The organism is Chitinophaga rupis (genome assembly GCF_900109685.1).
GTDB classification, from domain to species: Bacteria; Bacteroidota; Bacteroidia; order Chitinophagales; family Chitinophagaceae; genus Chitinophaga; species Chitinophaga rupis.
This window is the reverse complement of sequence record NZ_FOBB01000006.1, coordinates 382,693-404,973: the sequence shown is the minus strand read 5'-3', so window position 1 is coordinate 404,973 and position 22,281 is coordinate 382,693. Positions and strand designations below refer to the sequence as shown.

The 22,281-nt window shown below is 47.1% G+C and carries 21 protein-coding genes; 10 read left to right on the top strand and 11 right to left on the bottom strand.

Annotation, left to right across the window (positions count from 1 at the left end):
* Positions 1-25: 25 nt before the first annotated feature.
* The 4 genes from BMZ54_RS22870 to pckA all read right to left on the bottom strand — a co-directional run bounded on the left by BMZ54_RS22870 (position 26) and on the right by pckA (position 6,024).
* Positions 26-1,906, bottom strand: a complete 1,881-nt coding sequence (locus BMZ54_RS22870; protein ID WP_089917772.1) for an OmpA family protein — start codon at positions 1,904-1,906, stop codon at positions 26-28.
* 125 nt (positions 1,907-2,031) lie between these two features.
* Entirely contained in the window at positions 2,032-2,676 is a 645-nt protein-coding gene (locus tag BMZ54_RS22865; RefSeq protein WP_238386653.1) for a 7-carboxy-7-deazaguanine synthase QueE, read from the bottom strand.
* 23 nt (positions 2,677-2,699) lie between these two features.
* Positions 2,700-3,587, bottom strand: a complete 888-nt coding sequence (gene folD / locus BMZ54_RS22860) for a bifunctional methylenetetrahydrofolate dehydrogenase/methenyltetrahydrofolate cyclohydrolase FolD (RefSeq protein ID WP_089917770.1) — start codon at positions 3,585-3,587, stop codon at positions 2,700-2,702.
* An 835-nt stretch (positions 3,588-4,422) separates the two neighbouring features.
* Positions 4,423-6,024 (bottom strand): phosphoenolpyruvate carboxykinase (ATP), encoded by a 1,602-nt coding sequence (gene pckA / locus BMZ54_RS22855; RefSeq protein ID WP_089917768.1) that lies wholly within the window; start codon positions 6,022-6,024, stop codon positions 4,423-4,425.
* A gap of 385 nt (positions 6,025-6,409) precedes the next feature.
* Between pckA and BMZ54_RS22850 the strand changes: the two genes are divergently transcribed.
* From BMZ54_RS22850 to BMZ54_RS22825, 6 genes are all read left to right on the top strand, one after another.
* Complete coding sequence (locus BMZ54_RS22850) at positions 6,410-7,702, top strand: aminopeptidase P N-terminal domain-containing protein (protein WP_089917767.1); 1,293 nt, start codon at positions 6,410-6,412, stop codon at positions 7,700-7,702.
* A gap of 52 nt (positions 7,703-7,754) precedes the next feature.
* Positions 7,755-8,123 carry a four helix bundle protein gene (locus tag BMZ54_RS22845; protein ID WP_089917765.1) on the top strand — a complete coding sequence of 123 codons (369 nt, stop codon included), beginning with the start codon at positions 7,755-7,757 and terminating at the stop codon, positions 8,121-8,123.
* Positions 8,124-8,244: 121 nt separating this feature from the next.
* Complete coding sequence (locus BMZ54_RS22840; RefSeq protein WP_202909326.1) at positions 8,245-9,021, top strand: CDP-alcohol phosphatidyltransferase family protein; 777 nt, start codon at positions 8,245-8,247, stop codon at positions 9,019-9,021.
* Between the two features lie 123 nt (positions 9,022-9,144).
* Positions 9,145-9,390: a phosphoribosylformylglycinamidine synthase subunit PurS gene (gene purS / locus BMZ54_RS22835; protein ID WP_089917762.1), complete on the top strand. Its 246-nt coding sequence runs from the start codon at positions 9,145-9,147 to the stop codon at positions 9,388-9,390.
* Positions 9,391-9,492: 102 nt separating this feature from the next.
* Positions 9,493-10,161, top strand: a complete 669-nt coding sequence (rsmI, locus tag BMZ54_RS22830; protein ID WP_089917760.1) for a 16S rRNA (cytidine(1402)-2'-O)-methyltransferase — start codon at positions 9,493-9,495, stop codon at positions 10,159-10,161.
* Positions 10,162-10,204: 43 nt separating this feature from the next.
* A complete protein-coding gene (locus tag BMZ54_RS22825; RefSeq protein WP_089917758.1) occupies positions 10,205-12,070 on the top strand; it encodes a M1 family metallopeptidase in 1,866 nt (621 codons plus the stop codon).
* Between the two features lie 76 nt (positions 12,071-12,146).
* Here BMZ54_RS22825 and BMZ54_RS22820 read toward each other — a convergent pair whose 3' ends face one another.
* The 5 genes from BMZ54_RS22820 to BMZ54_RS22800 form a co-directional block, all read right to left on the bottom strand.
* Entirely contained in the window at positions 12,147-13,148 is a 1,002-nt protein-coding gene (locus tag BMZ54_RS22820) for a patatin-like phospholipase family protein (protein WP_089917755.1), read from the bottom strand.
* Between the two features lie 36 nt (positions 13,149-13,184).
* Entirely contained in the window at positions 13,185-13,745 is a 561-nt protein-coding gene (locus BMZ54_RS22815; protein WP_089917753.1) for a hypothetical protein, read from the bottom strand.
* A 39-nt stretch (positions 13,746-13,784) separates the two neighbouring features.
* Positions 13,785-14,030 (bottom strand): hypothetical protein, encoded by a 246-nt coding sequence (locus BMZ54_RS22810; protein ID WP_238386652.1) that lies wholly within the window; start codon positions 14,028-14,030, stop codon positions 13,785-13,787.
* Between the two features lie 81 nt (positions 14,031-14,111).
* Positions 14,112-14,519: a hypothetical protein gene (locus BMZ54_RS22805; protein ID WP_202909325.1), complete on the bottom strand. Its 408-nt coding sequence runs from the start codon at positions 14,517-14,519 to the stop codon at positions 14,112-14,114.
* Between the two features lie 23 nt (positions 14,520-14,542).
* The gene (locus tag BMZ54_RS22800) at positions 14,543-15,130 is read right to left on the bottom strand and encodes an RNA polymerase sigma factor (protein WP_238386651.1); all 588 of its coding nucleotides are present in this window, start codon (positions 15,128-15,130) and stop codon (positions 14,543-14,545) included.
* A 178-nt stretch (positions 15,131-15,308) separates the two neighbouring features.
* Between BMZ54_RS22800 and BMZ54_RS22795 the strand changes: the two genes are divergently transcribed.
* On the top strand, positions 15,309-16,226 hold the full coding sequence (locus BMZ54_RS22795; protein ID WP_089917752.1) for a cation diffusion facilitator family transporter: 918 nt from the start codon (positions 15,309-15,311) through the stop codon (positions 16,224-16,226).
* Here the strand turns inward: BMZ54_RS22795 and rsmG are convergent.
* Both rsmG and BMZ54_RS22785 read right to left on the bottom strand, forming a co-directional pair.
* A complete protein-coding gene (rsmG, locus tag BMZ54_RS22790; protein WP_089917750.1) occupies positions 16,192-16,839 on the bottom strand; it encodes a 16S rRNA (guanine(527)-N(7))-methyltransferase RsmG in 648 nt (215 codons plus the stop codon). The genes BMZ54_RS22795 and rsmG overlap by 35 nt on opposite strands.
* A gap of 61 nt (positions 16,840-16,900) precedes the next feature.
* Entirely contained in the window at positions 16,901-18,040 is a 1,140-nt protein-coding gene (locus tag BMZ54_RS22785) for a glycosyltransferase (protein WP_089917749.1), read from the bottom strand.
* Positions 18,041-18,251: 211 nt separating this feature from the next.
* Here BMZ54_RS22785 and tgt point away from each other — a divergent pair, with 211 nt between their 5' ends.
* The 3 genes from tgt (at position 18,252) to BMZ54_RS22770 (ending at position 22,180) form a co-directional block, all read left to right on the top strand.
* Complete coding sequence (tgt, locus tag BMZ54_RS22780) at positions 18,252-19,382, top strand: tRNA guanosine(34) transglycosylase Tgt (protein WP_089917748.1); 1,131 nt, start codon at positions 18,252-18,254, stop codon at positions 19,380-19,382.
* Between the two features lie 171 nt (positions 19,383-19,553).
* Complete coding sequence (locus BMZ54_RS22775) at positions 19,554-20,633, top strand: LptF/LptG family permease (RefSeq protein ID WP_089917746.1); 1,080 nt, start codon at positions 19,554-19,556, stop codon at positions 20,631-20,633.
* A 221-nt stretch (positions 20,634-20,854) separates the two neighbouring features.
* A complete protein-coding gene (locus tag BMZ54_RS22770; RefSeq protein ID WP_089917744.1) occupies positions 20,855-22,180 on the top strand; it encodes a citrate (Si)-synthase, eukaryotic in 1,326 nt (441 codons plus the stop codon).
* Positions 22,181-22,281: the final 101 nt, after the last annotated feature.

The following is a 22,281-nucleotide window of genomic DNA, read 5'->3' as shown; positions in this document are numbered from 1 at the left end:
AACTGCTGCATTCAATTCGTAATTGTTAATTCGTAATTACCTTAAACTCCGTTCTCCTGTTCTTCGCTCTGCCATCTTCCGTACTATTATCCGCCACTGGCTGCGTCTCTCCGTAACCCTTGGCACGCAAGCGTTCCGGCGCAATACCTTTTTGTGTAAGGTAAGTAACCACTGCCTTTGCACGGTTGGTAGATAACAGCAGGTTATCTTTATCTGCGCCTACATTATCCGTATGCCCGCTGATCTCTGTTACGAGGCTGGGATTATCCTGCATCAGCTTTACCAATCTATCCAGCTCAATTTCAGAAGCAGGCTGCAGCGTGAACTGTTTGCTTTCAAAGAAAATATTATGCAGTACAATGGTAGCATTGGCTGTAATGGGTTGTAAGGGTATATTCTTCTCCGGCGGTGTGCTGGCCTGTGCAGGCAGCGTAAAGTTATCAGAGTAAAATAAATAGCCTTTTTTGTTTACGTTAAAGGCATATGCTTTACCTACCGGCAGCGGCACCAGGTATTCGCCGCTGTCATTGCTTTTTACCAATGCAGTAGTAAAACCGGTTGCAAGATCCGTAAGCTCCAGATCGGCGGTAAGGCGCTGATGTGTGGTTGAATCATATACATAGCCCTTTACGTACAATGTAGGCAGGGGGCGGGCTTCGGGGTACAGCTCAAAGCTGTAAATATCCAGCGCACCGCGGCTATCCGTACGGTCAGAGGCAAAGTAAGCGGTTTTACCATCCGCGGCCACTACCAGGCTGGCATCTTCATCAATCGTGTTAATGGGGTAACCCAGGTTGGTGGCCGGGCCCCAGCTGCCATCCGCCTGGCGGCGGCAGTAAAAAATATCCATACCGCCATAACCGGGATGCCCGTTGGATGAAAAGAATAACGTTTGATTATCCGCATGTATGAAAGGAGTGGTTTCACGCCCGGGCGTGTTAATATTGGGACCCAGCCTTTCCGGTGCGCTCCAGCGCCCGTTGGGCAGATGTTTGGTCATGAAAATATCTGCACCGGCATTGGGTGTTTCCCGCACAAAGTACAGGGTTTGTTTATCTGCAGATAAAGAGGGTTGCGATTCCCAGTCGCGGGTATTAACCGGCAAGCCCAGGTTTTGAGGGGATTGCCAGCCATCTTTGGTTTTAAGCGAATAATACAGGTCGCAGCTGCCTTTGCCATCGGGAAATTCACAACCGGTAAATACCAGCATCTGCCCATCCTGGGATATTTGCTGCGCCCCTTCATTAAACGCGCTGTTCACCGGCTCGCCCATATTGGTAGCGGGTTTCCACTGGATGCTATCGCGTTGTGAAATAAAGAAGTCTTCATTTTTGCCATTTACCCTGCGCGTAAAGATCAGCGTTTTATCATCAATGGTAAGGCTGGGAAAATACTCAGGGTCTTTGCTGTTAATTTGATCACCCAGGTTATGCGGCTCAAATGGCACAGGTTTGTTGGCCGATTGAATGGCGAACTCGTAGTTGGCTTTCAGCTTTACCGCATTTGGATTTTTATTTTTACTACCGGCCAGGTATTGATCAATGATCTGCAATGCATCTGCAAAGCGTCCGTTACCGGCCAGTGCGCGGGAATAGGCCAGCATGGCAGGACGCAGCGCAGCACTATCCAGCTGTTTCAGCTTTTCAAAGCTGGTGATGGCCTCTGTATACTTTTTCAGCTGCACATAACTAATCCCCAGTTGCCCATATACATCGGCAAAATTGGGTTCTATACGCAGGGCTTCCTGTAAAAAGCGGATGGCTTCTTCATCCTGATAGTTGCGGATAGCGTTAATGGCATTGTCAAAACTGGCCTGGGCCTTTTTCTTAGCCGTTTCATAAGTAACAACCTGTGCCTGCAGGTGCAGGCAAAAGAAGAGGATACAGCCGGTGAATAGTAATTTCATAATATGCTGATGTGCTAATATGCTAATGGATTAACGCGAATATATACATATTATTTCCTAACGCTATACAATGGGCGTTATAATATAGATCAGCACATTAGATATGCATTCATCTGCACACCGGCTTACGGTACATTAATGTATTTATGTATTTGCAGGGAAAGCTCCCATTGCGGGTTGTCTTTGATGTAGTCAATGATCAGCGGGGTTATTTCGGCAGCTTTAGACCATTCCGGCTGCAGGTATAGCTTACAATGTTTATTAACCTGTGCGGCATATTTCTCTGCCCAGGCAAAATCTGTTTTATTAAAGATCACTACTTTCAGCTCATGGGCCTGTTTGCACACTTCCGGCAGGGGTGCTTTGAATTTTTTGGGGGATAAGGTGATCCAGTCCCATTGCCCGCTTAAAGAAGAGGAGCCGGAGGTTTCCATATGGGTACGGAAGCCTTGTTTATGCAGCGTTTTACAAAGTGTATCCAGGTTATGCATTAAGGGCTCCCCGCCGGTAATTACCGCAATACGGCCGGGGTGCTGTGCAGCTTCATTTACAATATCGGTGATATTAATAACAGGATGTTTGGCAGCATCCCAGCTGTCCTTCACATCGCACCAATGGCAGCCCACATCACAGCCACCCAGGCGTATAAAATACGCGGCCCTTCCCTGGTGGTAGCCTTCACCCTGAATGGTATAAAAGCTTTCCATTACCGGTAGGGCAGTGGTGGGTGTATTATTATTTGTGGTTGTTATGGGCATCGTCTTGATCATCTCCTGCAAAGTTCTCACTTTTACTAATTCATGTGCACTTTTTGTCCCAGCGATGCGTGATAGGTGTTCTTCAGCAAAGCTGCGATGGTCATAGGGCCTACGCCACCGGGCACCGGGGTAATGTAGCTGCATTTAGGCGCAACTTCATCAAATTTTACATCGCCCACCAGGCGGAAACCGCTTTTCTTGGTGGCGTCAGCTACACGATTAATACCTACATCCACAATTACAGCGCCTTCTTTTACCATATTAGCCGTTACAAAGTTAGGGCGGCCAATGGCAGCAATGATAATATCAGCCTGCAGGCAAATTTCGGTCAGGTTGGCGGTGTTGGAATGGCATAATGTAACGGTACAGTTACCGGGGTAGCTGTTGCGGCTCAGCAATATGCTCATAGGCGTGCCTACAATGTGGCTGCGGCCTATTACCACGGCGTGTTTGCCTTTGGTAGCAATGTTATAGTGTTCCAGCATCAGCATGATGCCGTAAGGTGTAGCGGGAATAAAGGTAGGCAGGCCGCTTACCATTTTACCCACATTTACCGGGTGAAAACCATCCACATCCTTACTGGGATCAATGGTGTTGATCACCAGCTCTTCATTAATATGTTTAGGCAAAGGCAGCTGTACCAGTATGCCGTCTATATCTGCATTTTCGTTCAGCGAGGTGATATTATCCAGCAGGTGCTTTTCGGAGATCTGTGCATCAAAACGCAGCAAAGTGCTGTTGTATCCTATTTCTGCACAGGATTTTACTTTAGAAGCTACATACGTTTCGCTTGCCGGATCATTGCCAACCAGGATGGCGGCTAAGTGGGGTACCTTTTTACCGGTGAGTTTTATTTCGGCCACTTTTTCGGCCAATTGGGCTTTAATAGCCGCAGAAACCAGTTTACCGTCTAAAATTTGCATGCGCAAAGGTACGCATTATTAATAATTAAGAATGAATAATGAATAATTAAGGGGTGGACCGCTGGGGATGGTCTTTGGGAAAAGGTTGTCGTTAATTGTGAATTGGATTAAGAGGGTAGTCCAATACAAATGGGCTTGATAAAAGGTTCTTATTAATTATCAATTGAATAAGAGGGTAAGCCCATAGTAAATGGGTCCCGGGCAAAACTGTTGCGAGGGAACTCCGCTGCAAACAGGTCTTCAGCAAAAGGCAGGCTATTAATTATTAATTGAATGAGAGGTAAATCCAACGGCAAAGAGGTCTTCGGCAAAAAGGCTGCTATTAACTATTAATTGAATGAGAGGTAAATCCAACGGCAAAGAGGTCTTCAGCAAAAAGGCTGCTATTAACTATTAATTGAATGAGAGGTAAATCCAACAGCAAAGCGGGTCTTCAGCAAAAGGCAGGCTATTAATTATTCAGCCTTAAATTATTAATTAAGTGAAGTGTCTTCAACAAAAGGCTGTTATAAATTACTGATCTGATTATTAATCGAATGAGAGAGGGCTCCACTGCAAAGCGGGTCTTCAGCAAAAAAGCTGCATTAATTATTCATTCTTAATTATTAATTGGAGCGAGCAGAAGGAAGGAATTCGCCGCAAGTTCCGCAAAACAAGTACTCCAGCTTTCATACTGATGATGAATAAGATCGGGAGAACTTGTTTTGCGTAGATGCGCTCATCGCGCTATGTCGGAACTTGCTGTTTTGTTTTTGTGGAAATTATAAAAGCACAAGGGACCTCAATATAGGTATATTTTCGTAAAAGTTAAATTTTATATAAAATATTTTTTCTGCTATCCAACCTTAGGTGCAGCCGCCAGTATTTCAGCAGGTGTTTGAGTGGCATATTTGCTGAAATTCTGCACAAACTGGTTAGCCAGCTCTCTTGCCTTCAGGTCATAGGCAGCCTTATCTTCCCAGGTATTACGCGGGTCCAGCATATCGGCTGGTACACCCGGGCAAATTTCCGGTACGGCAAATCCAAATACGCTGTGCTCCATGTAGGCTAATTTGTCCAGATCCCCATTTAAAGCAGCAGCAACCATAGCGCGGGTATAGCTTAGCTTGATCCGCTGACCGGTGCCATAAGGTCCGCCGGTCCAGCCGGTATTGATCAGCCATACATTCACTTTGTTACGGCGCATTTTTTCTCCCAGCATCTGCGCATACTGTGCAGGGTGCAGGGGCAGGAAAGGCGCGCCAAAACAGGCGCTGAAGGTGGATTTAGGTTCTGTGATACCTGTTTCCGTACCAGCCACGCGGGCAGTATAACCGGAAATGAACTGGTACATGGCCTGTTCCGGCGTTAAGCGGGAAACAGGAGGCAATACGCCGTAGGCATCGCAGGTGAGAAAGAAAATGTTTTTAGGGATACCACCAATGGATGGCTCCATGGCATTTTCAATATAATGCAGCGGGTAGGAGACCCGGGTGTTTTCTGTAATAGTTTTATCTGAAAAGTTCACCTGTTGGGTGCCGGCATAGAACCGGATATTCTCCAGCAGGGAGCCTTCGCGGATGGCGTGGAAGATCTGCGGCTCTTTTTCTTCGCTCAGGTCTATACACTTGGCATAACAGCCGCCTTCAAAGTTGAATACACTTTCTGCATCCCACCCGTGTTCATCATCACCTATCAGCTTACGCTCCGGGTCGGCGCTTAAAGTTGTTTTGCCGGTACCGCTCAGCCCAAAGAAAATAGCAGTATCGCCATTTTTTCCCTGGTTGGCAGAGCAATGCATGCTCAATACGCCTTTATAAAGTGGCAGCTCATAGTTCAGGATGCTAAAAATGCCTTTCTTGATCTCGCCGGTGTAGGCAGAGCCGCCAATTAAAATGATCTTCTTAGAAAAATTCACCACGGTGAAGTTACCCTGGCGGGTGCCATCCGTAGCAGGATCTGCCAGGCAGCCGGGCGCCTGTATTATGGTCCAATCGGCAGTTTCAAAATCCAGCGCTTCTTCATGGGGGCGCAGGAACATGTTATAGGCAAACAGGTTTGCCCAGGGCGTTTCTGTAATTACGCGAATGTTGGTCCGGTAGTCAGCATGGGCGCAGGCATAACAATCCCGCACCCATACCTCTTTACCGGCAAAGTATTGGGTGACCCTATTATATAATGCATCAAAATAAGCTGGGGCAATGGGCTGATTAAAATCGTTCCAGTTAACAGTGTTGGCAGTTAGCTCGTCTTTTACAATGAATTTATCTTTGGGGGATCTGCCGGTGAATTCGCCGGTATGTACTGCCAGAGCGCCGTCATTGGCCAGTACACCCTGTTCCCTGCTCAGGGTTTGGGTAACCAGCACGGCAGGAGGAAGCTGGTAATGTATGTTAGCTGTATTAATACCTATCTCCCGCAGTTCTGCCACGGGATTCCTTACACTGCTCACTTGCATAGGTAAGATTGTTTTGGTGATATGGCAAATCTAGGGAATTTTTGATATCATCTAATTTAACGGGTGGTTAATAGGGTAAATTTAGAAATAGTACAGCGTAATTAGCCTTTGCATTGAATATTTTCAAATGGATTCGATTTCAAAGTGATTAAATTTTAAGTCCATGGTCAATGGTCCATAGTCCATAGCATAGTTCAAAATGTAAGATTTCCGCTTTTAAGCCAGCGGCCATATTATGTAATGCGTCCTAATGCTCAGGGCCATGAATTCATTATTAGCCATACCCGAAATATCCTTTAAAGTGCTCAGGGCTATGGACCATCGACTATGGACCATCGACCATTAACATTTTTTCCTGTAGCTTTGACCCCCTAAATTGTATTGTATGAAGTACCTGCCACTGGACCCTCAGCTTTTCACAAAGAACCGTCAGCGCTTTATGGCAAAAATGCAACCGCAGTCAATTGCCATCTTTAATTCTAACGATGAACTGCCCTCCAATGGCGATGCCTTATATACTTTCAAACAAAACTCCGACCTGTACTGGCTAACCGGCATAGAACAGGAAGATACCATGGTGATCCTGTACCCCAATAACCCGGATCCCAAATACCGCGAAGTGCTGGTACTGGTACGGCCTAATGAGCTAAAGGAAAAATGGGATGGCCACCGTTTACGCAAAGACGAAGCCACGGCCATTTCCGGTATCTCCACCATTGTTTGGCTGGATACGCTGGATGCTCTGCTGCAGCAATGGATCCATGAAGCGGATAATATTTACCTGAACACTAATGAAAATAACCGCAAGGCCAGCCTGGTACCTGTACGGGATTACCGCTACGCCGCAGACATGAAAAGCCGCTACCCGCTGCACAATTACCTACGGGCTGCTAAGCTCATCAAGGAGCTGCGGGCCTCTAAAACACCGGAAGAAATAAAGGTGATGCAGCAGGCCATGGACATCACGGAAAAAACCTTCCGCCGTTTATTGCAGTTCATACAACCCGGCGTATGGGAACATGAAATTCATGCGGAGATCCTGCATGAGTTCCTGCGCAATCGCGCCACCGGCGAGGCTTATAGCTCCATCATTGCCAGTGGCGACCGTGCCCGCACCCTCCACTATATTGCCAACAACCAGGAGTGTAAGGAAGGGGAGCTGATCTTAATGGACTTTGGCGCCGCATATGGTGGCTATAATGCAGACCTTACCCGGACCGTACCGGTAAGCGGTAAATTTACACCCCGGCAGCGCCAGGTATATGATGCCTGCCTGCACCTGCATAACTACGCCAAATCCATCCTGAAGCCGGGCATTACCATTGCGAAATACCATGAAATGGTCGGAGTGGAAGCTGGTAAGCAGTTTGTACAGCTAGGCCTGCTCACAGAAAATGACATTAAGAACCAGGATCCGGAAAGTCCCGCCTACCGCAAATATTTATACCATGGTATTTCCCATCACCTGGGCGTAGATGTGCATGATCTGGCCCCCTCTTTCCTGCAGCCAATACCGGAAGGCGCTGTATTGACCGTGGAACCCGGCATTTATATAGAAGAAGAACAATTAGGCATCCGCATAGAGAATAATATATGGCTTAATGCCAGCGGTAATGTGGACCTGATGAAGAATATACCTATTACGGCCGATGAAATTGAGGCATTGATGAAGCGGTAAGTCCATGGTCGATGGTCCATAGTCCATAGCATATTACGTAAATCAGTACCTTATGGCATTTAAGTTTGAAAAACTACAGGTATGGCAAAAGGCGTTGGATTTAACTGAAAAAGTAGATTATATTACCAGAACATTCCCCGGAACTGAACTGTATGTTCTGACCACACAGATGAAAAGGGCGGCTGATTCTATTGCCTTAAACATCGCAGAAGGATCTACGGGACAAAGCAATGCGGAATTTAGGAAGTTTCTGGGCTATGCTGTACGCTCCGCTGTTGAAACGGTAGGATGTGTATTTATTGCAAAAAAAAGAAATTTGATAGATGAAATAATTTTTGCTGATTTGTATAATGAATTGTCGTCATTGGTAAAAGGAGTGCAGGCATTGAGAAACGCATTAGACAATCATTCGGCATCATAAATTAAAGAATTATTGAACTATCCGGTACAAGGTTCATAAGCATGTCTGTAGCTGTTTGGTGATGAATAGCTAATGGCGTACTGCAGCTATGGACCATGGACTATGGACCATGGACTATAAAATGAAGCAACTTTCAAACGTACTCACGCTAGGCAATCTTTTCTGTGGCGCCATCGCCATTATATTCATATTACATGCACCGCAATACATAGCGGAGTTTAACGGTACTGAATATACCGTTACCAATCCGGAACCCATTTATTGGGCCTCTGCCCTGGTGGTGCTGGCCGGTATAATGGACTTTTTTGACGGTTTTGTAGCCCGCTGGCTATGCATACAATCTCCCATGGGTAAGGAGCTGGATTCCCTGGCCGATGTGGTAAGCTTTGGTGTAGTGCCTGGCATGATCATCTTCCGCCTGCTGCGCAGCGCCTATATGCAAATGCCGGATGTGTTCGACGTATCGTACCTGAACCTGGCCCCGGCCTTGCTGGTGCCCTGTTTTGCCGCTTACCGGCTGGCTAAGTTTAACCTGGATACCCGGCAAACTGATTTTTTCATTGGTGTGCCCACCCCCGCGGTAGGCCTGCTGGTGGCCTCTTTCCCGCTTATTATGCTGTATAATCCCTTTAACCTGGCGCACTGGCTGCAAAATATCTGGGTATTGTATGTGATCATAGTGCTGCTGTGTTATTTAATGGTAGCAGAAATACCCATGATCAGCATGAAGTTCAAAAGTTTCCGGCTGGCGCAAGACTGGCCCCGGCTACTGCTGGTAGTGCTTTTACTGATCGGTATCCCTGTGCTCAAATACGCCGTAGTACCTTTTCTGTTTGTCTGCTATGTTATCATCTCCCTCATAGCGCCTCCCGGCAAAGCCACTGCAATTAATAATTAAGAATGAATAATGAACAGGGCACTCCGAACTAACTGTGTTTCATGCAGTAACAGCCTCCCCGATTATTAATTATTCATTATTAACTATTAATTATTTAGGTTTGCACTCAAAATTTTTAGCACAATGACCTTTACTGCGCACATTAATGTGATGCCTCTGAAAGAATTGCTGGACCCCCAGGGTAAAGCCGTGATGGGCGGTTTAAAGAACCTGGGTATTGGCCAGGTAGCTGATGTGAGGATCGGCAAACACATTACCCTGCAAATAGATGCCGCTTCCAAAGAAGAAGCCCAGAAGCTGGCAGAAAATGCCTGCCAGAAACTGCTGGCCAACCAGGTAATGGAATCTTACGAAGTAAATATCCAGTAATACTAATCTTTGATTTTAGATTTACGATTTTAGATTTATTGCCGCGAATAAATAAGCCGCTTTGATCTGATCTAAAATCGTAGATCTAAAATCGTAAATACCATGTCAAAGCTCTACCTCATTCCTTCTCCCATAGGTAACCTGGCCGATATTACTTACCGTGCCGTTAAAGTGCTGGAAGAAGTAGATCTGATACTGGCAGAAGATACCCGTACCTCCGGCGTGCTGCTCCGGCACTATAACATACAAAAGCCGGTAACCCCTTACCATCAGCATAACGAACATAAAGTATTACAGCACCTGCTGCAACAATTGCAGGCCGGCAAAACCATGGCCTTGCTTACAGATGCCGGTACCCCCGGTGTATCGGATCCTGGTTTTTTACTGGTGCGTGAATGCATCCGTGCAGGTGTGCCGGTAGAATGCCTGCCTGGCGCTACCGCCTTTGTACCCGCCTTGGTGAACAGCGGCATTCCCATGAACCGCTTCACGTTTGAAGGTTTTCTCCCTCCCAAAAAAGGACGCCATACCCTGCTTACACAGCTGGCGCAGGATGAGCGTACCATTGTTTTTTATGAATCCCCCCAGCGGCTGGTGAAAACGCTGGAAGAACTGATTAAATATTTTGGCGCCACCCGTTACTGCTGTGTATGCCGCGAGCTTACCAAAATGTTTGAAGAGCATACCCGCGGCACTTTGCAGGAAGTAGTGGATTATTACAAAGAAAAAGGGGTTAAAGGGGAGATAGTAGTGATAGTTGGGGGCGCATAAAAACGAAATACACCTAAATTAGCAGTTTAAATTTTACATAGGAATGAAGCAAACTTTCGCAGGAGCAGCCCTGTTGTTATTACTATTCGCAACAGCCACGTTACAGGCACAGCCCAGCCGCTGGCAGCAGCGGGTGAAGTATACAATGGATGTGAAGATGGATGTGCAGACCAACCGTTTTACCGGCAAACAGCAATTAGAATATACCAACAACTCTCCGGACACCTTATATAAAGTGTTCTACCACCTGTACTGGAACGCGTTTCAGCCTAACAGCATGATGGATGTACGCAGCCGCGAGCTGGGTAAGACCACGCTGCCCAACGGAAAGCAGGACTGGGATGCCCGTGTGCGCGACCGTATTGAGCACCTGAAACCAAATGAGATCGGCTACCAGAAAGTATTGTCTTTAAAACGCGATGGCCGCCCCCAGCAAACCAAACAGGTGGAAACCATCCTGGAAGTAATGCTGGATAAACCCATTCTGCCGCACAGCAAAGCCGTGTTTGATATGGATTTTGAAGGCCAGGTACCGGTACAGATCCGCCGCAGCGGCCGTAATAATGCAGAGGGGGTGGATTATTCCATGTCGCAATGGTATCCTAAAATGTGCGAGTATGATTATGAAGGATGGCACCCTACTTTTTATGTAGCCCGCGAGTTCTATGGTGTATGGGGCGATTATGATGTGAAGATCACCATTGATAAAAGATACGTGCTGGGTGGCACCGGTTATTTGCAAAACCCCAACCAGATCGGTTATGGCTATGAAACACCCGGTGTAAAAGTAACCCGCCCGCCGGGCAATACGCTTACCTGGCATTTTATAGCGCCCAATGTGCATGATTTTATGTGGGCTGCTGATACCGCGTATAAGCACATCACCCAGCAGGTAGATGGTTTTACCGCGCATTTCTTTTACCTGGAAAACGATACCACACGCGAAACCTGGCCCGCATTCGCCAAAATGATACCAGCTGCCTATGCATGGATCAAGGCGCATTACGGCCCTTATCCCTACAAACAATATTCGTTTATACAAGGGGGTGATGGCGGTATGGAATACCCTATGGGCACGCTCATTTTGGGTAACGGGAAATTGAATGGCCTGTATGGTTTAGCCATGCATGAGTGGATGCATACCTGGTACCAGATGATGCTGGGCACTAATGAAAGCCTGTATCCCTGGATGGATGAAGGTTTCACCTCTTTTGCAGAAGATAACATCGTGTATCACACATTGGATTCTACAAAAACGCCAAGTCCGCATACCAGCTCTTATAACGGTTACTTTAGCCTGGTAAGAAGCGGGCTGGAAGAACCGATGAGCACCCACTCAGATTTTTATAACACCAATGCCGCCTACAGCATTACTGCTTATTCAAAAGGCGCGGTATTCCTGGAGCAGCTGGGATATATTATTGGTGCGCAGAACCGCGATAAAGGCTTGTTACGTTATTACTGGGACTGGCGTTTCAAACATCCGAATGCAAATGATTTTATCCGTGTAATGGAAAAGGTAAGCGGCCTGCAGCTGGACTGGTACCGCATGCTGTTTGTAAATACCACTAAGCATATTGATTATGGTATTGATAGTGTATATGAATACAATGGTAAGGCAGTAGTTCGCCTGCGCCGGGTAGGGGATCTGCCAATGCCCATAGACCTGGAAGTGACTACCCGCGATGGCAAAAAACAATTACACTACATTTCTTTGTCACTGATGTTTGGTGAGAAACCGCAGGAAGATGCTACGCCCCGCGTTACGCATGAATGGTGGGCATGGACACATCCTACCTATGAAGTAACATTGGATATGCCCATGAAAAATATTGAGCTGCTGGAAATTGATCCTTCAGAAAGAATGGCGGATATTGACCGGAGCAATAATGCGGCAAAAGTGCGATAGACAACACTCCGTTATAAAATAACAAACCCGCGTAAGTACTGGTATTTACGCGGGTTTTGTATTTAAATAAAATACGTTAGCTGAAGAGCCTTTCCGCCACTTCCATACCCTTTGCCATCATGCCTTTCATTTCTGTGGGATCAAACACCAATCCGCCCGCTCCCCCGCCCAGTGGTGCATCCGGACGGATGATGTGAATGGTGAGCTCCTTTTTTCCCAGGAATGGATTAGCGCCCGGTACATCAAAGAATTTGTCAATATCCGCTTGTTTTACGCCGGCATCCAGCATCTTTTGCTTTACGGCATCAATGTATTGTAACGCACGGTTATAGAGTAAAGGTATCTGCACATCATTCACCGCCACATCATTGGTGAACCAGCTGATGGTTGACTCCAGGATGTTGAAGGTGCTGGTAAAACGTTCGTTACTGGTTGCTGCTGTTTCTGGTGTAAGCAGTATGGCATACACTTCTGTGGCGCCATTGTCAATAGCCAGCTGTATAGGTGCATATTCCCGCAAGCCACCGTCTACGAACTGCCGTGGTTTTTCTGTAACCGCGCTTACTTCTATAGGCGGCATAAACACCGGCTGGCAGGAGGATGCCAGTACCGCTTCCCGGAAAGCCTGCCCGTCGTTTAATTTCACTACATCGTAATTGGTGTTGAGCATAGGCATGCCTGTATTGCTGAAGTAGGTGATACGCCCGGTTTGCAGGCATACCGTGGTAAGAAATACTTCTTTTTTGGAAGCGGCCAGCTGTTTAAAACGTTCATCTGTATAATTAGTAGTGATCTGCCTTGCCAGCGGTCCTGCGTCATACAGGGAGTTGGCGCGTGCAAAACGGTTCAGGATGTTACCGGTTATCACTACATCGGCAGTGGTTTGCGTAGTGTAAATAGTTTCCAGTAAACTAATTTCACCCAGGGCCGCCATGGGTACAATAAGAGATCCTGTACTAGTACCACATAGGGTATCAAACTGGATATCGGGCCGGTTTTCTGCCAGGTACTTGACCACACCTACGGCAAACGCTCCCTTGGAACCGCCACCGCTGACTACTAAAGCTGTTTTTGCCATAACTAATTATTTAAAGGGTATTACACCAGTGTAAGATCAGGGAACGGAATCAAACGGATTTTCCGATGGTTTTTTCATGAACAGGTTTACGCCAATGGCAGCCTGCAGCCACCAGGTATTTAACTGATAATCCCGTAATGCTTTTATGGAAAAGGTGGCTAATTGTCCTACTTCTGCAGTGAGGCCACCACCGGCTAAGCGCTGCTCTTTGGTGCCCCACAAATGCTCTGCCGTTAATTGTATATTCAGTACAGTGCTGGATAGCACTTTGGGTTTATCCGTCAGCATCAAGGCCAGGTGCGGGCCTGCCAGGCCATACACCCGTTTGTTGGTATAGGCGCCCGCCACTGCAGCGCCTATACGTAAACGGCTTTTAATAAGTGTGTACTGTGGTATAAAAGTTAAGCTTCCCAAATACAGGTCCGGTGAGTTGTGAAAGGTGGTTACGCTACCTTGCCCTAACTCCAGCGGAAATACCCAGCCTTTGGGAAACTCCTGGGCAGCAGCAGTAAAAGAGAAAAATAAACCTGCTGATAATATGCACGCAATGAATGCATATTTATGGAACCGTAACAATGGTTTTTGGGGAACTTTCATGAAGATAAGTTAACAAAATTTTTCCGGGTTGCGATCTACTTATTCCAGTATTTCGCACAGGAAACCCTGCTGGCGTACAAAAGCCATCATAGTATATTCATCTACCTTCATATCTGTAATACGTAACACTTTGTCGCAGTCTTCAATATCTACGTAGCAGGTGTCTACATCGAAGTGGGCGTGAATAACCCGGATCATGTGCTGTCTTTCTGCTGGTGTTGCTATATTGGTTTTGAAGATACCTATCATAGTATCTGTTTTATAGTTAGCAATGGCGTGTAGCATAGGATTTTGTTTTTATGATAGAAACATCCTGAATTTATAATTATTTCTCACCGGCACATTACCTGTCAGCACATTAGCAAATTATTCCGCAGAAGGGGGCGGTGGCGGGGGAGGAGTAGTTTCCGGTCTGTCCCTCCGCTCATCCCAGAAGTCCCTGCGCTCATCCCAGAACCTGCCGCCGCCGCTAAAGCGTCCGCAACGGGCCCGCAGGCGTTCTCTTTCTTCCGGTGTCATGGATTCCATGCGTTGACGCATTTTCTCGCGCCAGCGGCCTTTCCAGGGGGCAGGGCCGCCATGGCCATGCCAGCCGAACAGCAGCTTACCCAGTAATAATAAGCCTAGTGATTGCCAGAAGGTGATCACCGGTCCATGGAAAAGGTCGGGTATAAGACAGTTCCACAGGCTCATAGTTACAAAACCTATTACGGTCATGAACAAGGCACCCAGCAAAATAAATTTCAAAACCCCCAATCCTGGTTTACGTCTCATGATATCAATTCGTTTGTGTGTGATTAATTGTTTAATAACTCCTGGTACAGCTCTGCCAGCTGTTCCCGCAAATACAGCACTGCATAACGTTTGCGCGATAGCAGCGTGTTAATGGATAACCCGGTTTCTGCAGCCATTTCCTTAAATGATTTTCCCTCTACCTCATGTTGCAGGAACACGGTACGTTGTTCAACCGGTAATTCTTCTATGGCTTCCATAATGGTTTCTGCCAGCATTTTGCGGAGCATAGGCGTATCCGTTTTGGACGAGGGATCCGGCAGTATTTCAGAAAGGAATAAGGTCTCCTCCCCATCATATTCCAGCGTGTTGTCGGAGAAGGGTGTTTCCCGTTTTTTACGGAACCAGTCCGTGATCTTGTTCCGGGTTACTGCAAACAGCCAGCCGGTAATAGAATCAATCTGACTGCCTAAGCGTAAATATTCGGTGAACTGGTAAAAAACATCCTGTAAAATATCCTCCGCATCCGCCACATTATTTACCCGCTGCCGGATAAAATTCAGCAAACGCTTACGCTCCTTCTGAACGGTTTCTTGTATACGTTCATTTTGTTCTATGGCCATAGATGTTTTTGTAAGGAGCAACTCTTTCATCTTAATTAGGATGACGAAGCAGCTAACACGATATTTTACCTGTTTGAAAAAAAAGTTTACTTATTTCAAGGTGTAACGACGACCTGCGGGCCGCCGAAGGGACAAAACCGCCCGGAATTTGCACAAGTGTTTCATTTTCATTCTAAAGCCCAAAAGCAAACTTTCCTAAATTTACGTCATGTCGCACGATCATGCACACTCCCACGCACATACGCATGCGTTACCCATCACAAATGGCCATTTGAACCGGGCATTTATCTGGGGGATTGTCCTCAACCTGGCTTTTGTGGTCATTGAATTCGTGGCCGGTTTTATTACCGGTTCCCTGGCCCTGGTCTCCGACGCAGGCCATAACCTGAGCGATGTGGCCAGCCTGGCCCTGTCGCTGGTGGCCTTTCGCCTGGCAAAAGTGAGGTCCAGCCAGCAGTATACCTATGGCTACCGCAAAAGCACCATCCTGGTATCCCTGTTTAATGCGCTTATTTTACTGGTGGCAGTAGGCGCCATCGGGTGGGAGGCGGTGCGCCGTTTTACCCATCCGGAGCCGGTTCCCGGTGGTATGATGGCCATTGTAGCAGGTATTGGCATTGTGGTGAATGCTACATCGGCCTTCCTGTTTATGAGGGATAAGGAAAAAGACCTGAATGTAAAAGGTGCCTACCTGCACCTGCTGGCAGATGCCATGGTTTCCCTGGGTACGGTAGTAGCAGGCATCATTATTATATATACCGGCTGGTATTGGGTGGATCCGGTGGTAAGCCTGGTGATCATGATCGTGATTGTTTACAGCACCTGGGGGCTGCTTAAAAGCAGCCTGCGCCTTTCTTTGGACGGGGTGCCACAGGGAATTGAGTTAGAGGAGGTAAAAAAGATAGCGCTGAAAATACCCGGCGTAAAAGATATTTACCATATTCATATCTGGGCCATGAGCACCACGGAAAATGCGCTTACCGCCCAGCTGGTGGTGGCTGCACAATTAAATATGGAGCAGGTGGACGGGCTGAAAAGAACCCTGTGCCATGAGTTGGAACACCTGGGCATTCAGCATATTACGCTGGAAACTAGCGTGTCACCAGCACCACATACTTCTCCATAAAATATTCCAGTGGAAATAGGTCGTAAATATCCAGCAGGGTAGGGGCACAGCCGCTTTCGGATATTTCCTGGGAAAGATCGCCCCCCTTCAGGCATATAAGGCCGCTGGCCGCTTCTTCATCGTTTTCCGTTTTCTGCTTTCCGCTTTGCGCTTTTTTCAGCAGGGGCTTGCTCCAGCTCCATAGGTCGCCCAGCGGGGCTACTGCGCGGGATACTACCACATCGAATTTGCGGTTCTTTATCTCTTCTGCCCGGCTATGGGCAGTGGTTACATTTTTTAGCTCCAGGGCTTCCACCACTGCTTGCACTACCTTAATTTTTTTGCCGATGGAATCTACCAGGTGAAATTGCACCTCGGGGAAGAAAATTGCCAGCGGAATACCGGGAAAACCGCCGCCTGTGCCCAGGTCAAGCACCTGTGTGCCGGCCGGTATATCCACGGCAGCGGCAATGCTCAGGGAATGCAGCACATGTTTTTCATACAGGCTGTCAATGTCTTTACGGGATATTACGTTGATCTTTTCATTCCATTCCCGGTACACAGCATCCAGTGCAGTCAGCTGCTGCAGCTGCAAAGGCGTGAAGTCGGAAAAATATTGCAGGATAATGTCCATGATAAAACTGCCGGCTGGTAGCTGTTTACAAGCTATCAGCTACATTGCTGGGCAGCTTGTACTACCATTTGTTCTTTGACTTAGACTTAAAAAATAAAGAGGGTGTGAAGATAATGTAATACAGGCACATAAAGATATCCATGAACCAGGAGAGCTTGAACAGGTCGCTCTCATCCAGCTTGCGCAGGGCAAAGTAAAAGATAATGGATTGTATAAGCAGCTTAGCGCCGAAAATGGCCAGTACATAATACATCAGCGGCCAGTAGAACAGGCTTACGATGAATGCAGGATAAAAGAAGAAATGGCTTAATGAAAACATACCTAGCAGCAGCTTATGTCCAAAGCGGTAATGCTTACCGGTAGACATATGCCTGGTTTTTTGCCGGAACCAGCGGCTCCAGTTGTCTTTAGGCTCTGAGTAGGTGAATGCCTGCTTGTCAATAACCACGGCTACGTTCTTGCTGTTGGCTGCAGTGTTCACAAACAGGTCATCATCGCCGGAAGCCAGGTGCTGGTGGTTCACAAAACCTTTATTACGAAAAAACAGGTCTTTCTTATACGCCAGGTTGCGGCCTACGCCCATGTAAGGCACGCCGGCCATGGCAAAGGAAAGGTATTGCAGTGCGCTGAAAAAGGTTTCGTAACGGATCACTTTATTCAGGAAACCAGGCTTTTTCACATAAGGACCATAACCCAGCACAATTTCTTTACCATCGCTGAAGCCCTGGCTCATAATGTGCAGCCAGTTCACGCTGGCCGGGCGGCAGTCTGCATCTGTCAGCAGCACATGTTCATACTGCGCACCTTTTAAGCCTATGGATAAGGGATATTTTTTACCGGGAATAAATTTGGCGGCCTGTTTCAGCTCTATGTGGCGGTAGTGGGCGTAACCAGGCTCTATGGAACGCAGGTAGTATTTGGTATCGTCTTCGGAATTGTCGTTCACCACAATTACTTCGTATTCCGGGTTGTGGTGTATGTCGTACCGCTGTTGCAGCACCGTGGGCAGGTTCTTTTGTAGGTTCAGCTCCTCGTTCTTAGCGCAAATGATCACCGAAAAACGGTTAGCAGGCGATTCGTCCATATCAAATTGGCGCTTGTAAAAGGCTACGCGGGAAAAAAAGACCAGGTAATACAGCACCTGAATAGCTGCCACGGTAGCAAAAATGTAAAAGACAATTAAACCCAGATGTTCCGACATATTGAGGACAAATATATATGTTTTTGTTTATCTGTAACCTGATGGGGATAAAAAAGGTAAAATATGAAACGGGATAAGTCAACTACCATATTTTTGTTCTATTTAATGGTCGTTTTCCACATCTTTTTTTCTGCATTGCCCGCCTGCATAAGCGCACATTAGCAACCCATATCCTCACATTTGCACATTAATTCTACCTTTGCCCTGTTTTATGAATTTTGACCTTCTTACCACCGATAACAACAGCCAGGCCCGTGCAGGCATGCTTACTACGGCCCATGGCAGTATTGAAACGCCCATTTTTATGCCGGTAGGCACTGTGGGCAGTGTAAAAGCAGTAACCCAGGAGCAGCTGCGGAACGATGTACAGGCGCAGATCATCCTGGGAAATACCTATCACCTGTACCTGCGCCCGGGGCTGGAAGTATTGTCCGCCGCCGGCGGGCTGCACAGCTTTAATGGCTGGCAGCGTCCCATACTTACGGATAGCGGCGGCTACCAGGTTTTTTCCCTGGCCGCCAACCGGAAAATAAAGGAAGAAGGGGTGGTGTTCCAGTCGCATATAGATGGCAGCCGCCACCTGTTTACCCCGGAAAGTGTAATGGACATCCAGCGCACCATAGGTGCCGATATTATTATGGCCTTTGATGAATGCCCACCCTACCCGTCGGAGTTTGTGTACGCCCGTAAATCCATGGAGCTTACGCACCGCTGGCTGGACCGCTGCATTAAACGGCTGGCAGAAACGCAGCCGGCTTACGGGCATGAGCAAACGCTGTTTCCCATTGTGCAGGGCAGCACCTATAAAGAGCTGCGCACCATTTCCGCCACGGAAATAGCTGCGCGCGAATGTGCCGGCAACGCCATTGGCGGCCTTAGTGTGGGCGAGCCGGAAGCAGAGATGTACGAAATGTGCGGCCTGGTATGTGAAATATTGCCGGTGCACAAACCCCGCTACCTCATGGGGGTAGGCACTCCCTGGAACCTGTTGGAAAATATTGCGCTGGGTATAGATATGTTTGATTGCGTAATGCCTACCCGCAACGGCCGTAACGGTATGTTATTCACCTGGCAGGGTGTTATTAACATCAAGAATAAAAAATGGGCAACAGATTTTTCGGTCATTGATGAGCAAACCAATTGTTTTGCCAGTAACAATTATACCAAAGCCTACCTGCGCCACCTGTTTGCCGCCGGGGAAATACTGGGTATGCAGCTGGCCAGCATTCATAACCTGAGTTTTTATCTGCAGCTGGTAAAAGCCGCCCGGGAGCAGATCCTGGCCGGTACCTATGCTGCCTGGAAAGCCGCTATGGTGCCGCAGTTACAAACAAGACTATAATGCAATTTTAGATTTTAGATTGACGATTTTAGATTTCATTAACATGACCAGGTGAAAATCATACCTGCTAAATCGTAGATTGCAAAATTATAATGTTACTATTCTAAAGATTTACGGCTAAGATTCGATTCAATCAAATCTAAGATCGTAAATCTAAAATCGTAAATCAGTATGACAAAGATCGATTGGTATATACTGCGGAAATTCATAGGAACATTCATTTATTCCCTGATGATCCTGCTGGTGATTTCAGTAGTGATAGACATTACGGAAAAGGTGGATGATTTTATGAACAACAACCTTTCCCTGAGAACCATTGTAGTAGATTACTACTTTGGTTTTATCCCGCATATTGCCGCCCTGTTATTTCCTTTGTTCATTTTTATATCCGTTATCTTTTTTACTTCCAAAATGGCGTACCGCTCAGAGATCATTGCCATTCTGAGCGCAGGCGTAAGCTTTCGCCGTCTGCTGCGCCCCTTCTGGATAGGCGCTTTCCTGTTTGGTGGCCTGCTTTGGCTGGGCAACCGTTGGACGGTACCCAACGCCAATCGCATACGCACTACATTCGAAAATACGTATATACACGCCCGTGATGAAGGGCATACCATATACGATAAAACTACCCGTATAGATAGTTTCACGTACGTTACTTTCGGCTCTTATGATCCTAATTATCACAGTGGTAGCAACTTTGTGCTGGAAAGGGTAGAAGGGTTGGATATGACGCTGAAGATCCGTGCCGACCGCATCTCCTGGGATTCCACCCAAAAGAAATGGCGCCTGGACTATGTATCCCTGCGCCGGATCAGGGGCCTCAAAGAAACCTGGTGGAGCAAACAGGATACTACCCTGAAGCTGGCCCTTACCCCTAAGGAAATGGAAGAGGCCAAAAACCTGCAGGAAGCCATGACCACCCCGGAGCTGGACCGTTTTATAGCCCGTGAAGAAATACGGGGCGCAGAAGGACTGAACATTTATTACGTAGAAAAGTACCGCCGTACCGCAGCAGCTGCTGCCGTGGTCATCCTCAGTCTTATCGGCGCTATCATTGCCTCCCGTAAGGTAAGAGGGGGCAGCGGCCTCCACCTGGCCTTGGGTATTGTGATCAGCGCTACCTATATTATCTTCCTTCAGTTCTCTACCGTATTCTCTACCAAAGCCAACCTCAACCCCTTGCTGGCAGTATGGATCCCTAACTTTGTTTTTGGAGCGGTGGCTATCTGGTTATACATGCGCGCGCCTAAATAAGGGAGTTCTAATGGGTTTCTAATAAAAAATTCACATTTCCTTAATAAAACTTAACATTTTAATATATTTCGATCTATTAATTGAGATACAATGGTTTATACTTGTTAACCATTGCTTACTGGTTACGGAGAATTGCTAAAAAAGCCTGGCGTTTTAGTTAACAAATCCTTACTTTTGACAATTGATCGATTGTGTTTTAACTATCAAACTACAGTATCAAAATGGGGTATATAAAAGAAAAATTCAAGGTAAAGGCCGATGAACTTAGCGCAGAAGTTAAGGACCTGATTAAAAATCATGGCAATAAAAAATTGGATGATGTTACGATTGCACAGGCTTACCAGGGTATGCGCGGCATTCCCGGCCTGGTAACAGAAACCTCTTTACTGGATGCCAATGAAGGTATCCGCTTCAGAGGATATTCCATTCCCGAGCTGCGGGACAATTTACCCAAAGCTCCGGGCGGTGCAGAGCCTTTACCGGAAGGTTTGTTTTACCTGATGCTGATTGGCGAATTACCTACCGAAGCAGATGTACAATATCTCTCCGGCATGTGGGCCCGCCGTTCGCACGTACCCAACTATGTATTTGATGCAATTGAGGCGCTGCCTATCACGGCACATCCCATGACCATGTTCACCGTAGGTATTATGGCGCTGCAGACAGAATCTGATTTTGCCAAAGCCTATGCAGAAGGCATCAATAAAAAAGATTACTGGAGCCATATGTATGAGGATACCATGAACCTCATTGCCCGCCTGCCCCGTATAGCAGCATATGTATATCGCCGTAAGTATAAAGAAGGTAAGCATATACAGCCCAACGGAATGCTGGACTGGTCTGCCAACTTTGCTCACATGCTGGGTTATGACGATGAAGGTTTCAAAGAGCTGATGCGTCTTTACATGACCATCCACTCTGACCATGAAGGTGGTAACGTAAGCGCACACACTACCCACCTGGTAGGTTCTGCCCTTAGCGATGCTTACCTGTCATTTGCAGCCGGTATGAACGGCCTGGCAGGTCCGCTGCATGGCCTGGCGAACCAGGAGGTGATCCGCTGGATCCTGAGCATGCGCGAAGAGCTGGGTGGCGGTATTCCTACCAAAAGCCAGATCGAGCAATATGTACGCAAAACTTTGTCTGATGGTAAGGTAGTACCGGGTTACGGCCACGCCGTACTGCGTAAAACAGATCCCCGTTTTACTGCCCAGATGGAATTTGCCAAGAAACACTTACCGGACGATGAGCTGGTGCGTATAGTATGGATGGTGTATGAAACCGTGCCCCCCATTTTACAGGACCTGGGTAAGGTAAAGAACCCCTGGCCTAATGTGGATGCACATTCCGGCGCCCTGCTGGTACACTACGGCCTGGTAGAATATGAGTTCTATACCGTACTGTTTGGCGTATCCCGCGCGCTGGGCGTACTGGCATCCCTGTGCTGGGACCGCGCCCTGGGCCTTTCTCTCGAACGTCCCAAATCTGTAACCACAGAGTGGATGAAGCTGTTCGCAGAAGGTAAGGTGGAAGCGAGTGCAGAATAGTTTTTAATAGTCCATGGTCCATAATTGATGGTCCATAGACTTGTTTGCATAGAAATACTTAAAGAAATACTGAATAGTCCGTGGAGCATCCGCGGACTATT